Consider the following 12,043-nt stretch of genomic DNA (forward strand, 5'->3'; position numbering starts at 1 on the left):
CGGTTCCAGCAGCATTCGCATCGGCTCACTGCTATCCCTAGACACCGATCGCATATCTGTGGTACGCTCGAGCGCACAGCAACGGCGATTCCACCGAACCGGCATCAGTTCACCGTTCAGACCGCCTCTGAACTGCGACGGGCGGCGCTGTTCATATTGCACCCCTGACATTGCGTTATTTGGTCGGCATGGCACTGCTCCGGCGGTTGCGTCTTTGCATCGACTCGACGAGAACCACGATCTCTCCGAGGCTGCGTTTCTCGTCAATCAGTTCGGCTATCGGACTGCCCTTGCTTGATTAGGATTGAGCGGTCGAGCCAACTATACCGACCGAAACTCATCGAGCAGAGGTCTCACACACTCAAAATGCGGATCGATCGCTTCCATACTTCGTGGGTGGGCAGTCGGTCAAGCGTCCGCGAGTGGCTTGAACAGTTCATGCATTACTACAACCGTCGGAGACTGCATCAAACTCTTGACGGAACGACGCCGGTCGAGGGTGTGCTGAACTAGACAGTGCCCTCAACGGAAACACACCAGTTGAGAAATGCAGAACCATATCGACCCCTCCGTCCGATAACCGGTAGTTTTATTTTCGACCCCATCTATCACGTGCTACGATACCAGACGACACTATATTCGTCACGGGCGCGAGTCAGGGACTGGGCCGAGAAATCGCCGTCGCGTTCGCAGACGAGGGTGCAAACGTCGTCCTCGCAGCCAGAAGCGACGGGATCTACGAGACCGAAGACCTGATCGACGCCCCCGAGCGGACGCTGGCGGTCGAGACGGACGTGACCGATCCCGACTCGGTCGAAAACGCCATCGACGAGACGATCGAGACCTTCGGCGGGCTGGACTGTCTCGTGAACAACGCCGGGATCGCCGGCCCCACCGCGCCGCTCGAGGTGACGAGCGACGACGAGTGGCTCGAGACGCTCGATGTCAACGTCGTCGGCGTGGCACGTGTCACGCGGGCAGCGGCCCCGCACCTGCGCGAGTCCGAGCGAGGTAGCGTCGTCAACATCTCCTCGATCGGCGGCAAGCGACCCTACGCCAACCGGGGGCCGTACGCCGCCTCGAAGATGGGGCTGATCGGCGTGACCCGCGCGCTGGCGGCCGAGTTCGGCGACGACGGCGTCACAGTCAACGCGATCTGTCCCGGTCCGGTCGAGGGCGATCGCATTCGGGGTGTCTTCGAGCGACAGGCCGAGGAGGCGGGCGTCCCCGTCGAGGCCGTCGAAGGCGAGGTCCGCGAGAGCCTCATGATCGACGATCTGGTCCCGCCCGAGGAGGTCGCCGACATGGCCGTCCACCTCGCGAGCGAGGCGTCGCGCCACGTCACGGGACAGGACATCAACGTCTCGTCGGGCGGGGCCTGGTACTAAAAACTCAGACGGTCTCCTGTCCGTCATTGCCGGTGGGACCGCGACCTGTCCTGCGGTCCCACCGGTAAATCGGGACAGCAAACCGTATCAGAGGACGGCGAGAACCGCGACGAGCAGGCCGACACCGAGGAAAACCCCGCCGGCCACCCGACGGAGCCGAACCGACGAGCGCACCTGCTCGCGCTGGTCCTCGAGGCTTCCGGTCGCGATCACGAGCGGCGTCTCGTCGGTTCCTCGCAGGACGTAGCCGTCGGCCGTCTCGATCAGTTCGCCCCGAACGACCAGTTCGTCGCCGTCACGGACGACGGTGGCCTGATACTTGTCGGGCATGCTGGTCTTTCCGCCGACGCTCACGGTGAACTCGAGGTCGCTGACGACGCCGTCCTCCCCCGCCAGCCCGGTTCGCTCGAGGAAGCGATTGACCGGGCCGAGGTCGCCGAGATAGGACTCCGTCTCCGGATCGCCCAGAAACAGCCGCGGCGAGTCGAAGGGATCGTCGCCCGCGTCGGTCGCCATCGTCGTCGTGTCCACGCGGACACGGTTCCAACTGTGATCGACGGCGAACTCGCCAATCGCGAGTTCGGACTCGGCGGTCCGCCACCGGCTCCCGTTCCCCGTGTTCTCCTTTTGACGAACGCGCCACGCCCAAAGCGCGGCCGACTCGCCCCCGTTCGGCTCGGGGCCGGTCCGCGTCGGCGACGCCGATTCGAGAACGTGAACCGGCCCGCTGATCGTCGCTTCGCCGCCCGGCTCGACCCGCTCGTCGCCCGCCGACGCGAGTTCGTCGATCGTTTCGCTTCGGTCATCGAGTTCGCCGTCTCGAGACAGTACGATACCGCCAACCAAGAGAAAGACCCCGCCGACGACGAGTGCGAACACTTGAACCATGGCCGAGTTGTTATTGTAGGGACATAATAACTGCCTGGAAACAGCCGACCACCGTGACGGGCCAGCGGGTGCCTGCGCGGACGCCGTCGCTACTCGCGTCGGTCAGTGATCCTGGTCACCGATCCAAAAACGGGCGGCTCCGCGAGGTACTAAGGCCGGCTACTCGATGTCGATCCGTTTCGAGTCCTCGCCCTCCGAAACCTTCGGGAGGTGGACCGTCAGCACGCCGTTCTCGAAGCCGGCGGCGACCCCCTCCTCGTCGACCGGCTCCGGCAGGCGGATCCGACGACTCGCGGTAGTCTCGGTCCGCTCGCGGCGGATATACCGGCTCTCGGCGTCCTCGACCTCGTCGGTCCGGGCGGCCTCGAGGCGCAACGTTCCGTCCGCGAGCGTCAGTTCGATGTCGTCAGTCTCGTAGCCGGGCAGGTCGGCCGTGACGACGAACTCCTCGCCGGTGTCGGCGACGTCGACCGGCACCGAACCGGGGACCTGGAGCCCGCCGGCGGTCATCCCCTCCTCGACCTGACTGCTCACGCGGTCGAGCATCTCCTCGATCTCGTCGAACGGATTTCGTCGCATACGTACTACTAGAACTCCGATGGGGATAAATTCTGCCCGCGATGCGTCGACAGAAGTCGTCGTCACTCCGGCAGCGTCACGAGGCCGTCCTCGAGCGCGTCGAGCAGCACCTCGCGGGCGTGGCCGTCGGGGTCGACGCCGTCGTAAGCGGCCTGTACCTCGCCGTCGGCGAGCAGGAACGTCGTCCGCGTCGTCACGCCGCTATCGCGCAGTTCGACGCCGAAAGCGTCGGCGATTTCGGCGTCTGGGTCCGCGAGCAGATCGAACTCGAGTCCCTCCGAATCGCAGAACGCACGGTGGGAGTCGACGTCGTCGAGCGAGACGCCGTAGACGTCGACGCCAGCCTCGCGGTAGGTCTCGAGTTCGCGTTGGAACTGGTTGGCTTCGACCGTACAGCCGGGGGTGTCGTCTTTCGGATAGAAATACAGGACCGTCGGCGATTCGAACGAGAGGGTGACGTCCTCGCCGTCCTGGTTCGGTGCCGTTACGGTCGGCGCGTCGTCGCCTGCATCGAGTGCCATACCCGTGCTACGGCAGGGCACGGAAAACGGCTTCCGGTACTGTTCGGGATCGATCGCGACTATTATGCCGGGCGTCGGCCTACGGTCGCGCATGGAAGACGTCGTTCTTCACACCGGTACGGAACATCCCGACCTCCTGTGGATCGTCGTCCCGGCCCTGCTCTCGTTCGTCGCCGGGCTCGCGATCGGCCTCTTCGCGTATGCAGACCGCATTCGGGCGTGGCTCCGCCCGGACGGCTCGACGACCGACTGATCCGCCGGGTCGTCGTCCGTCGACTACTCGACGACGTGTTCGGTATCGTACGAACCCAGCCGCTTGACCCACCCCTTCTCGGCCAGTTCCTCGAGGTCCGCGATCGCCGCCTGCGTTCGGGACTCGTAGAGACCCGCCTCGAAGTCGACGTGGAAGACGTAGTCGCCGAGTCGCTGCCCGCTCGGTCGCGACTCGACGCGAGTCAGGTTGATATCGCGGTCCGCGAACGGCTCGAGCAACTCGAGTAGCAGGCCGGGGTAGTTGGCGTTGGGGTAGACCACCAGCGAGGTCTTGCCGCCGCCAGTCGAGCGCTCCGCGGCGGGCGCGATCGCGAAAAAGCGCGTCGCGTTCGAGTCCTGATCCTGAATGTCCTCGGCCAGAACCTCGAGGTCGACGCCGTCCTCGGCGTTGGCCGGGTGACCGATCCCCGCGACCGACGGATCGTCGCGGGCGAACTCGACGCCCTGGGCCGTACTCGCGACGGCCTCGAGCGTGGCGTCGGGATACTCTCGCTCGAGGTAGGAGCGACACTGTGCGAGCGCCTGTGAGTGGCTCGCGACGGTGTCGAACTCGGGTCCTTGTGCCAGCAGGGCGTGTCTGATTGGCGTGACGATCTCGCGGACGACGGCGACGTCGTACTCCGCGAGGGCGTCGAGGCTCTCGGTGACCGAGCCTTCGATGCTATTCTCGATCGGAATGACGCCGCGGTCGTACTCGCCGCTGTCGACGGCGTCGACGATCGCCGTGACCGACTGGCGGAAGTCGATCTCGCCGTCGTCGGCGACCGCCGTCGTCGCTCGGTGTGAGTAGGTCCCTTCGGGTCCCAGCGTGACTGCAGCCATTACCCACCGATAGCAGGCTACGGGTCAAAAGATCGTTGGGTTTCTCGGCGGTGTGTGGCGGCTCCACGGCCAGCGGCTCGCCGAACGCAGGTCAGTCGTCGGACGGTTCGCCTGCGACGGTACTCCCGGCGCTCGCGGCGACGAAGCCGTCCTCGGTCGCCCGCTCGGCGACGTGGGGCTGGAAGACCCACGCACACAGCAAGACGATTGGGATCATCGTGGCCGCAACGACGGAGTAGCCGGTGTGGAGGCTCGGCATCACCGGCGCGGCATAGACCAGCGGGTAGACGATCCCGCCGACCGTCCCGACACCGCCGACGACGCCGGCGACGCTCCCGGAACTGTTCGGGAACATGGCCGGGACCTGCGCGAAGATCGCGCCCTCGGCGAACGCACAGCCCATCCCGACGACGAAGCCGGCGGCGACCGCGAGCATGACCTGCCCGGACAGCCCGGCCAGCGTCATCCCGATCATCGCCAGCACGATGAAACACAGCGAGACGAACGTCCACTGTTCGCGGTACCGGCCGGTGAAGACGGGCAGGATGTTCTTCTCCTTGCGCGCGAGCAGGTCACTGACGTAGCCGCCGAAAGGCCGCAACAGCCCGGCCGCGACCGAGAACGTCGCCGCGAACGTACTCGCGAGGACGAGGTTCTCCGTGTTGAACCCCTCGCGGTAGTAGGTCGCCAGCCAGCCGTTCATCGACAGCTCGAGGCCGAAGCTCATCACGTAGGCCAGCGCGAGGACGACGGTTCCGTAGCGAGTAGCGGTGTGAAGCCACTGTTTGAGCGTCGCGCTCTCGGCGGTCGCCTGCCGGCGCTGCTCGGACTTGGCGGCCTCCCCGATCGTGTAGTAGACGATCGCCAGCAGGATCGAGACGATCCCGGTGTAGAAGAAGGCGGCCCGCCAGTTGCTCTCGAAGAGGGGGCCGCTCCACCCCTCGCCGAACACGCGCGGGAGGATCAACGCGCCGCCGGCAGCACCGGCGTTCCCGACGCCGGCATAGATCCCCTCAGCAGTCCCCAGGTGTTCCTCGTCGAACCACTCGGAGACGTGCTGGATCCCGATGACGAAGGTGATCCCCGCCGTCGCGACGATCAGCCGCGTGACGAAGAACACGCTGTAGGACTGGGCAAACGCCGACGCCATCGAGAACACGCCGACGTAGGCCAGGACGATGGCGAACACCGTCGGCGCGCCCCAGCGATCGGAGAGCCAGCCCGTCAGTATCCGACCGAACGGTGCGAGCCAGATCGCCGCGCTCGCCAGAATCCCGATCTCAGTCACCGAGAGGCCGAACTCCTCGGCCATCGGCCCGGTAAACGGCGCGAAGGAAAACCAGATGAGAAACGAGAAGTTGAACCCGATCGTCGCCAACACCAACGTCCGCCACTTGGTCATCTTGATCACGGCTGCTCACCTCCTGAAACGGCCACGACCTCTCTTTTCGATATGGATCTTAATAGCGCCGATAAGGGGACGAACTTTCCCAATACTGCCGATATACTCTCGTCTATACTGTATGAATCGGTGAAACAGCCTACGTTCATCCACATGCTCTGCTCGAGCGAAACGCGACCGTCCGTATAAACCTACTTATTAGAACAACCCCATCTGTTGGGTCACTTCCCAACAGGTACGTCCAGTATTATTCCATATGTAGTTCTGACAAATGCAGACTATACGGTCTTTCCATCGACATACAGAATCATACCGAAGGGCTGGTGGTCGATCGTCGACTTCCTGTTGTGGCCGACCGATCCCGATCGGTTCGGGCGACGCTGGTGACGGGCTCTCGACTGCGCCCACGCCGGTGTCGTCGAGACACCGAGAAAATGACCGAGCGGGCGACTTACTCGTCTAAGTGTTCGATTCCCTTCTTCGAGACGTTCGCTTCCGTGATCTCGTCGGGCATCCAGTCGGGCTTGTCGTCCGGTGCCGTCTCCTCCCACGCCCAGCCGTCGTAGATGTGGACCTTGTCGGTACCTTTCTCCCGCAGTCTGAGTTCGACCCGCTCGGCCGACTCCTCGCTCGAGCCGGGCTCGAGTCGTCGGGCCGCCTTGAGCGCCGCCTGCCGGGGGGTGTTCCCCGAGAAGACGCTCGATTCGTCGCCGCCCGATTCGCGCAGTGCAAAGTTTCGTTTCCCGTCTTCGCGTACCATGATTTTCGCCTCCGTGTCAGTCCAGCACACGATCCGACATAAAGATATCCCCACTAATCGACCGACTGCGTCGGTATCTTTAAGTGAGCAGCGGCCGCCACGTTTCCGCAGTTTCCGTGTCGACGGTCCCGCCACCGCGTGGCGCCACCCGCCCGGGTCACGCTCCGAGGCGTCGAAAACACTTAAGTATATCCTACGGCGAAGTTCGGGATAGAATCCCGCGATGGTACGGAAAAAGAAGCTGAGTCCAAGCGGTGCGAAAGACGAAGACGGTAACTACCACAACGTCCATCTGAACCTCCACGAGGACGAACTCGAGGTCGCGGGCATGGATATCGGTGACGAAGTCTTCGTCCGAGTCCGGGACGGCAAGATCATCATCCAGAAAGCCGACGAGGACGACGTCGAACACGAGTTCTAAGACCCACCTTTTTACGCCTCGGGGTTCGCTCGCGAAGCGAGCGAACCACTCGGCGCAAAAATCTGGACCAAAAAAGCCGCTCGCTCGTTTCACTCGCTCGCGGTACAGTGACTGGCCCGCAACCGTAGACTGGCGGCAAACAGCAGGAAACCGCTTTTCCCCTCAGCGCAGCGCCTCGAGGTCGAACTCGAAGGCCGAGACCGGCACCTCGAGGTCGTGTTCGACCAGCACCTTCGGATGGACCTCGCCGATCACGCCGACTTCCTCGCCGTCGATGACGACCGCCGCGGTTCGACCCGAAATGAAGGTCGGGTGGTCGGTCGGCGGCGTCTCGAGGTCGACGCCGAAGTTCCGGGTCAGCGCCTGGAGTCTGGCCTTGGCGTCCTCGTACCCGGCCTCGTGGTGGGCGAGGACGGCTCCGACGCGACGGCCTTCCGCGACGCCCGTGTTTTCGCTCTCGTCGACGTTGGCCGCGAAGCCGATCTCCGCGAGGTTCTGGGGATAGGCGCGGTGGGTGTTTCGCTCCAGTACCATCAACAGCGAGGGCATGACCCACGTCCGCAGCATGGTGAAGTCCTCGCTGTAGGGCTCTTTGATCGTCGCGGGCTCGCCGGCCCCGTAGACGTCGTCACCGGGGTCGACGTCGAGCCGGTCGTAGTTCTCCCCCTCGCTGATCATGTGGAAGTTCAGCAGGTCCTCGAAGCCCAGCCCGACGAGTTGCTCGCGGGCCGCTCGCTCGAGCCGCGAGCGCTCGTGGCGGCCGCCGACGGTCCCCACGTCGGGATACCGGGGCTCGAGGTCGTTGAAGCCGTAGGCCCGCCCGAGATCGTCGATGACATCCAGCGGGTGAAGGACGTCGACGCGGTAGGGCGGAACCGTCACCTCGTAGACGAGGTCCCCGTCGTCGTTTTCCTCCCGCGCTGCCTCGAGTCCCGATCGTTCCGCGAGGTCGATGACCTCCTCGGGGTCGAGGCCGATGCCGAGGATGGTCTCGATACGGTCGTGGGCGACCGTCTTCGTCTTCGTCGAGAAGTCCGGGCGAACGATGTCGTGATCCGGATACTCGACTCGTACTTCCTCGATGGTGGCCCCGCGGGCCGACAGTGCGTAGCAGACGATATTGAGCATCTTGTCGATCGTCCACTGGTCGGTGCCCGTCATCTCGACGAACAGGTCACGGGAGTCCGTCGACACCTCGGTGCGCCGGCCGTTGATCACCGGCGGGAACGAGAACAGCCCGATGTCGTCGTAGATCGCCGGATACCGCTCGTACTCGCTGACCAGATCGGCGTAGGTCTGGCCCGTCTGGTGGTCCTCGAGGACCTCCGCGGGCGTCATCTCCGCGTCCGAATCGAGGGGGACGAATCGGTCCTCGTCGGGCTCGAGCCCGACGTACTCGATCGTCGGGGTCCCTTCTTCGGTCGCGGAACTGCCCTTCAGCATCGTCAGGTCGTGAATGCCGATCGCGCCCTTTGCGCGCTTGCGCCCCATCGTCGCGTGGAGCTTCTCCTGCAGTTGGATGAGCGACTCGAGGGCCTCGTCGTCGAGGTCGACGTCGCGGATCACCGCGCCCGTGACGTAGGGTCGCTCGTCGGGAACGGAGTCGTCGACTTCGATCGTCCACTCGGCCGAGTTCGGCGACGGGACGTGAATCCCCCGCGCGTCGCCGTACTGGTAGCGCAGCGAGCGGGCAACGCCCTCGACGGAGAGCCGGTCGAGCCGGTCGGGCGCGAACTCGAGTTCGAACGCGCCGTCCTCGGTCCGGCCCTCGAACTCGAGGCCCAGCCCGAACAGGTCGTCTTTGAGTTCTTCGTCGCCTTTCTCCTCGCTGCCGGTCAGCTCGCGCAGTTCGTCGGGGTCGATGTCGACCGTGGGCATCAGTAGGTCACCTCCGTCTCGCGCAGCAGTTCCAGGTCACACAGCGTTCCGTGGATGTCCCGGATGTCCTCGAAGCCGTACATCAGCATGAGCAGTCGCTCGAGAGCCAGCCCCCATGCCATCACGTCGCATTCGACGCCCAGTGGCTCGAGCATTTCCTCGCGGAAGATCCCCGAGTTGCCGATCTCGACCAGCTCACCGGTCGTCGGGTGGGTGCCGAACAGCTCGAAGCTCGGTTCCGTATAGGGGTTGTAGTGGGGCTTGAACTGGATGTCCTCGATCCCGAACTGCGAGTAGAACTCCTCGAAGGTGCCCATCAGATCGCGAACGGAGAGGTCTTCGGCCATCACCCAGCCCTCGATCTGGAAGAACTCGAGGAGATGGGTCGGGTCGAGCGTGTCGTTCCGATAGACCTTTTCGACGCTGAAATACCGCTGTGGGGGCTCGAGATCGCCGACTTCCTCGCCGGACAGGTAGCGGGTCGACAGCGAGGTGGTGTGGCCCCGCAGGGCCAGCGCGCGAGCGAAGTCCTCGTCCCACGGCGAGTGATAGCCCTCGCCGTCCGGGCCGACGCCTTCCTTGTGGGCGCGCTCGACGCGGTCGACGAGGTCCGGGGGGAGGTCGTCGATATGCGTGGGGTTTTCGAGGGCGAACCGGTCCCAGTGGGTCCGCGCCGGGTGGTCCTGGGGCATGAACAGGCAGTCGTTGATCCAGAAGTCCGCGTCGACGTGGGGGCCGTCCATCTCCTGAAAGCCCATCCCGACGAGGGTGTCTTTGACCCGCTCGGCGGTCTGGCGCAGGATGTGGACCTTGCCGCCGTCGAAGCGCTCGGCGTCGGCCTCGACGTTGTAGTCGGCGAACTCGACGTCTTCCCACTCGCCGCTGGTGAGCAGTTCCGGGGTGACCTCGCCGACCGTCTCGCTGGTCTCGATGCCGGCCATCAGTTCGGTGACGGCGCGTTCGGTCAGCGTGACGTCACGAACCGTCGACTCGTGGCGGTCGACCAGTCCGCGACGCTCGAGCTGGTCGACGGTGTCCGAATCGATGTCGACGGCGTCGACCGGCGTCTCGCCCGCGTCGGCGAGGGCAGCGAGCGCGTCGGCTTCGGCGTCGGCCGCGGGGTCGGCGTCGGGGTCGGCGGTGATCTCACCGCTGTCAATCGTGCCGTATCCCTTCCGCGCGTAGTTCGAGAGCGCAATGTCGACCTGCGGTCCCTCGAGTCCGGAGGTGCCGATGACTTGCCCCATCTGGGTCGATTCCTCGTCGGCGCCGGCCGCAAGGGCGGCCTCGTAGAGTCGTACCTCGGGGAGGGCGTCGCCGGCATACTCGACACCTTCGTCGGTGAGCGTCACCGTTTCGTCGACCCGCTCGCTGACGGCGACCAGCCCCTCGTCCTCGAGTTCGAAGACGGCCCCCGTGACGGTTTCGGGGGGCAGGTCGGTCGCCGCGGCGAGGGCATCGACGGACGTTGCCTCGTCCGCGCTCGCGGCCTCTAGGACCGCGACCTGTTGTGATGGGAGTTGCATTCGCTTGGTTGAATGGCTGCGTGTCGGTCAGTTAGCGGTTCCGATACCGTGCGGGACGGGTCCCGCCGGCGTCGCGAACGGTCGGTTTCGCCGCGAGCGATCGATGTGACCGCTCTCGGGTCCACCGGCCCGGTCTCACCGGGCGAAGAAGAAACCGAATCCCGATCGCGGTCGCCGTAGCTGATCGTCGACACCGGCCTTGTGGGATTCGGGTGCCATACTCGGTGGCACTCGCGACCGGCTCAAAAACGTTGTGATACGCCTCACCACACACCGTCGCTACTCGCCGGCCAGCCGCGTCGTCTCGAGGTCGCCGGCGTCGACCCACTCGAAGCCGTCTTCCTCGGCGACGGCCGCCGCCTCGGACGGGTCGACCGGATCGCAGCCGTCGGCGTACTCGATGCGGACCGTGTCGGGGTCGGCGGCCGGCAACTCGGGGAGAAAGTCGTCGTCCTCGAGCAGCCCGCGGACCGAGACGTCCCCGCCTGCATCGAGCGCCGCGCCGAGCGCGCGGTAGCGATCGGGTGTCGACGCACCCTCGATATCGGTTCCGAACGAGTCGTCGTCGATCCGCGTCCGCTCGCTGGTCCCCGAGAGCGTCCCGAACCCGTCCGAATCCGTCCCGGACTCGTCGACGGCCGCCGATCGATCGCCGGCTCGTGAGTCGCCAGTCTTGCTCGAGCGACCGGCCCCTCCCGTCTCAGCAGCACCCGCCTCGGCCCGCTCGTCGGGCCCCTCGCCTCGCCGCGAGACCGACGGGGTCCCCCGGAGTTCGAACCCGTCGACCGACGACGCTCGCGCCGTCGCCCCGTCGCTCGAGTCGGTCGCCGCCGCGCCCGTCGCGGGCTCTGCCTCCTCGATGAGCGTATCGACGCTTCCCGCGGGCGGCTCAGTACGATGCTCGCGCCGCTCGCGCGCCCACGGCGGCCACGGCCCATCGTCGCTGCCACCGGTCGCGCCGGTGCTGGTCGCGGGCACGTACGCCCCGAGCCCGTATTCGGGGAGCAGCGGGCGATCGAACGCGTCGACCCGCGGCCCGTACGACTCCCGGAGGCGCTCGAGGGCGGACTCGTCGACCAGTGCGGCCCGCCAGCGGTCGACGCCCGCAGAGAGCAGGACGAACCGCGCGTCGGTCCCCGCGAAGAGGTCCTCGGTGATCGTCCACAGGACGGCCGGCAGGTTGTCGGTCCCCAGCGGCGTCTCGGGGTAGGTCACGGTCGTCTCGCGGCTCCGACCGCGCGGATCGGTGGCGGTGAGTCCCAGTCCGTCGCCGGTACGCTCGACCGCCAACGACCAGCCGACCGACTCGAAGACGCCGGTCAGTGCCCGCTCGAGCGCGGCCGTCCGGTAGCGAGCGTCACAGGCGATCCCGCGGTCGCTCCGGGCGATCGTTCGGCGAAGCACTGCCGTCCGGTCGCGGTCGGTCGCGAACGCGTCGGCCAGCGCCGCCTCGAGGGAGCCGTCGCTCGACGTGGCCGCGGTCACGTCGGCCGGCGTGACGCCGAACGAGCCGAGGACGTCGGCGGCAACCGGCGGATCGTCAGTGGTCGGGAGGGCCAGGGCCATCGGTGGCTCCCGGTTCCAC

Annotated in this window: 12 protein-coding genes and 1 pseudogene; 4 read left to right on the forward strand and 9 right to left on the reverse strand. The window is 65.8% G+C overall.

Translation table 11 applies throughout. The features are described 5' to 3' along the window. Positions 1–166: 166 nt before the first annotated feature. A pseudogene (locus NATPE_RS20905) lies at positions 167–513 on the forward strand (IS6 family transposase); the annotation flags it as partial. A gap of 107 nt (positions 514–620) precedes the next feature. Beyond that, complete coding sequence (locus NATPE_RS00910) at positions 621–1,388, forward strand: SDR family NAD(P)-dependent oxidoreductase (RefSeq protein WP_049804968.1); 768 nt, start codon at positions 621–623, stop codon at positions 1,386–1,388. Positions 1,389–1,475: 87 nt separating this feature from the next. Here NATPE_RS00910 and NATPE_RS00915 read toward each other — a convergent pair whose 3' ends face one another. From NATPE_RS00915 to NATPE_RS00925, 3 genes are all read right to left on the reverse strand, one after another. Further along, positions 1,476–2,276 (reverse strand): hypothetical protein, encoded by an 801-nt coding sequence (locus tag NATPE_RS00915; RefSeq protein WP_015298659.1) that lies wholly within the window; start codon positions 2,274–2,276, stop codon positions 1,476–1,478. A 159-nt stretch (positions 2,277–2,435) separates the two neighbouring features. After that, on the reverse strand, positions 2,436–2,855 hold the full coding sequence (locus tag NATPE_RS00920) for an Hsp20/alpha crystallin family protein (protein WP_006183291.1): 420 nt from the start codon (positions 2,853–2,855) through the stop codon (positions 2,436–2,438). A gap of 62 nt (positions 2,856–2,917) precedes the next feature. Next, on the reverse strand, positions 2,918–3,376 hold the full coding sequence (locus NATPE_RS00925) for a peroxiredoxin (RefSeq protein ID WP_006183292.1): 459 nt from the start codon (positions 3,374–3,376) through the stop codon (positions 2,918–2,920). Between the two features lie 91 nt (positions 3,377–3,467). On the opposite strand from NATPE_RS00925, the gene NATPE_RS00930 reads away from it, so the two are divergent. Next, positions 3,468–3,629 carry a hypothetical protein gene (locus NATPE_RS00930; protein ID WP_015298660.1) on the forward strand — a complete coding sequence of 54 codons (162 nt, stop codon included), beginning with the start codon at positions 3,468–3,470 and terminating at the stop codon, positions 3,627–3,629. Positions 3,630–3,652: 23 nt separating this feature from the next. Here the strand turns inward: NATPE_RS00930 and pheA are convergent, their stop codons facing one another. The 3 genes from pheA to NATPE_RS00945 all read right to left on the reverse strand — a co-directional run bounded on the left by pheA (position 3,653) and on the right by NATPE_RS00945 (position 6,633). Continuing rightward, positions 3,653–4,471, reverse strand: coding sequence for a prephenate dehydratase (pheA, locus tag NATPE_RS00935; RefSeq protein WP_006183294.1), 819 nt, complete (start codon positions 4,469–4,471; stop codon positions 3,653–3,655). A 91-nt stretch (positions 4,472–4,562) separates the two neighbouring features. Further along, entirely contained in the window at positions 4,563–5,873 is a 1,311-nt protein-coding gene (locus tag NATPE_RS00940; protein WP_015298661.1) for an MFS transporter, read from the reverse strand. A 451-nt stretch (positions 5,874–6,324) separates the two neighbouring features. Continuing rightward, the gene (locus NATPE_RS00945; protein ID WP_006183296.1) at positions 6,325–6,633 is read right to left on the reverse strand and encodes a non-histone chromosomal MC1 family protein; all 309 of its coding nucleotides are present in this window, start codon (positions 6,631–6,633) and stop codon (positions 6,325–6,327) included. Positions 6,634–6,856: 223 nt separating this feature from the next. Here NATPE_RS00945 and NATPE_RS00950 point away from each other — a divergent pair, with 223 nt between their 5' ends. Continuing rightward, positions 6,857–7,054 carry a SymE family type I addiction module toxin gene (locus NATPE_RS00950; protein ID WP_006183297.1) on the forward strand — a complete coding sequence of 66 codons (198 nt, stop codon included), beginning with the start codon at positions 6,857–6,859 and terminating at the stop codon, positions 7,052–7,054. Positions 7,055–7,216: 162 nt separating this feature from the next. Here the strand turns inward: NATPE_RS00950 and pheT are convergent, their stop codons facing one another. The 3 genes from pheT to NATPE_RS00965 all read right to left on the reverse strand — a co-directional run bounded on the left by pheT (position 7,217) and on the right by NATPE_RS00965 (position 12,024). Continuing rightward, positions 7,217–8,932, reverse strand: a complete 1,716-nt coding sequence (gene pheT / locus NATPE_RS00955) for a phenylalanine--tRNA ligase subunit beta (RefSeq protein WP_006183298.1) — start codon at positions 8,930–8,932, stop codon at positions 7,217–7,219. Then, positions 8,932–10,458 (reverse strand): phenylalanine--tRNA ligase subunit alpha, encoded by a 1,527-nt coding sequence (pheS, locus tag NATPE_RS00960; RefSeq protein ID WP_006183299.1) that lies wholly within the window; start codon positions 10,456–10,458, stop codon positions 8,932–8,934. Before pheS ends, pheT begins: the two co-directional genes overlap by 1 nt. A 279-nt stretch (positions 10,459–10,737) precedes the next feature. Then, positions 10,738–12,024: a hypothetical protein gene (locus tag NATPE_RS00965; RefSeq protein ID WP_006183300.1), complete on the reverse strand. Its 1,287-nt coding sequence runs from the start codon at positions 12,022–12,024 to the stop codon at positions 10,738–10,740. Positions 12,025–12,043: the final 19 nt, after the last annotated feature.

Origin of the sequence: Natrinema pellirubrum DSM 15624 (assembly GCF_000230735.2) — an archaeon.
Taxonomy (GTDB): domain Archaea; phylum Halobacteriota; class Halobacteria; order Halobacteriales; family Natrialbaceae; genus Natrinema; species Natrinema pellirubrum.

Coding starts and splice junctions, on each gene's coding strand:
- NATPE_RS00915 (WP_015298659.1), bottom strand. CDS start 2,276: ATGGTTCAAGTGTTCGCACTCGTCGTCGGCGGGGTCTTTCTCTTGGTT.
- NATPE_RS00920 (WP_006183291.1), bottom strand. CDS start 2,855: ATGCGACGAAATCCGTTCGACGAGATCGAGGAGATGCTCGACCGCGTG.
- NATPE_RS00925 (WP_006183292.1), bottom strand. CDS start 3,376: ATGGCACTCGATGCAGGCGACGACGCGCCGACCGTAACGGCACCGAAC.
- NATPE_RS00930 (WP_015298660.1), top strand. CDS start 3,468: ATGGAAGACGTCGTTCTTCACACCGGTACGGAACATCCCGACCTCCTG.
- pheA (WP_006183294.1), bottom strand. CDS start 4,471: ATGGCTGCAGTCACGCTGGGACCCGAAGGGACCTACTCACACCGAGCG.
- NATPE_RS00940 (WP_015298661.1), bottom strand. CDS start 5,873: ATGACCAAGTGGCGGACGTTGGTGTTGGCGACGATCGGGTTCAACTTC.
- NATPE_RS00945 (WP_006183296.1), bottom strand. CDS start 6,633: ATGGTACGCGAAGACGGGAAACGAAACTTTGCACTGCGCGAATCGGGC.
- NATPE_RS00950 (WP_006183297.1), top strand. CDS start 6,857: ATGGTACGGAAAAAGAAGCTGAGTCCAAGCGGTGCGAAAGACGAAGAC.
- pheT (WP_006183298.1), bottom strand. CDS start 8,932: ATGCCCACGGTCGACATCGACCCCGACGAACTGCGCGAGCTGACCGGC.
- pheS (WP_006183299.1), bottom strand. CDS start 10,458: ATGCAACTCCCATCACAACAGGTCGCGGTCCTAGAGGCCGCGAGCGCG.
- NATPE_RS00965 (WP_006183300.1), bottom strand. CDS start 12,024: ATGGCCCTGGCCCTCCCGACCACTGACGATCCGCCGGTTGCCGCCGAC.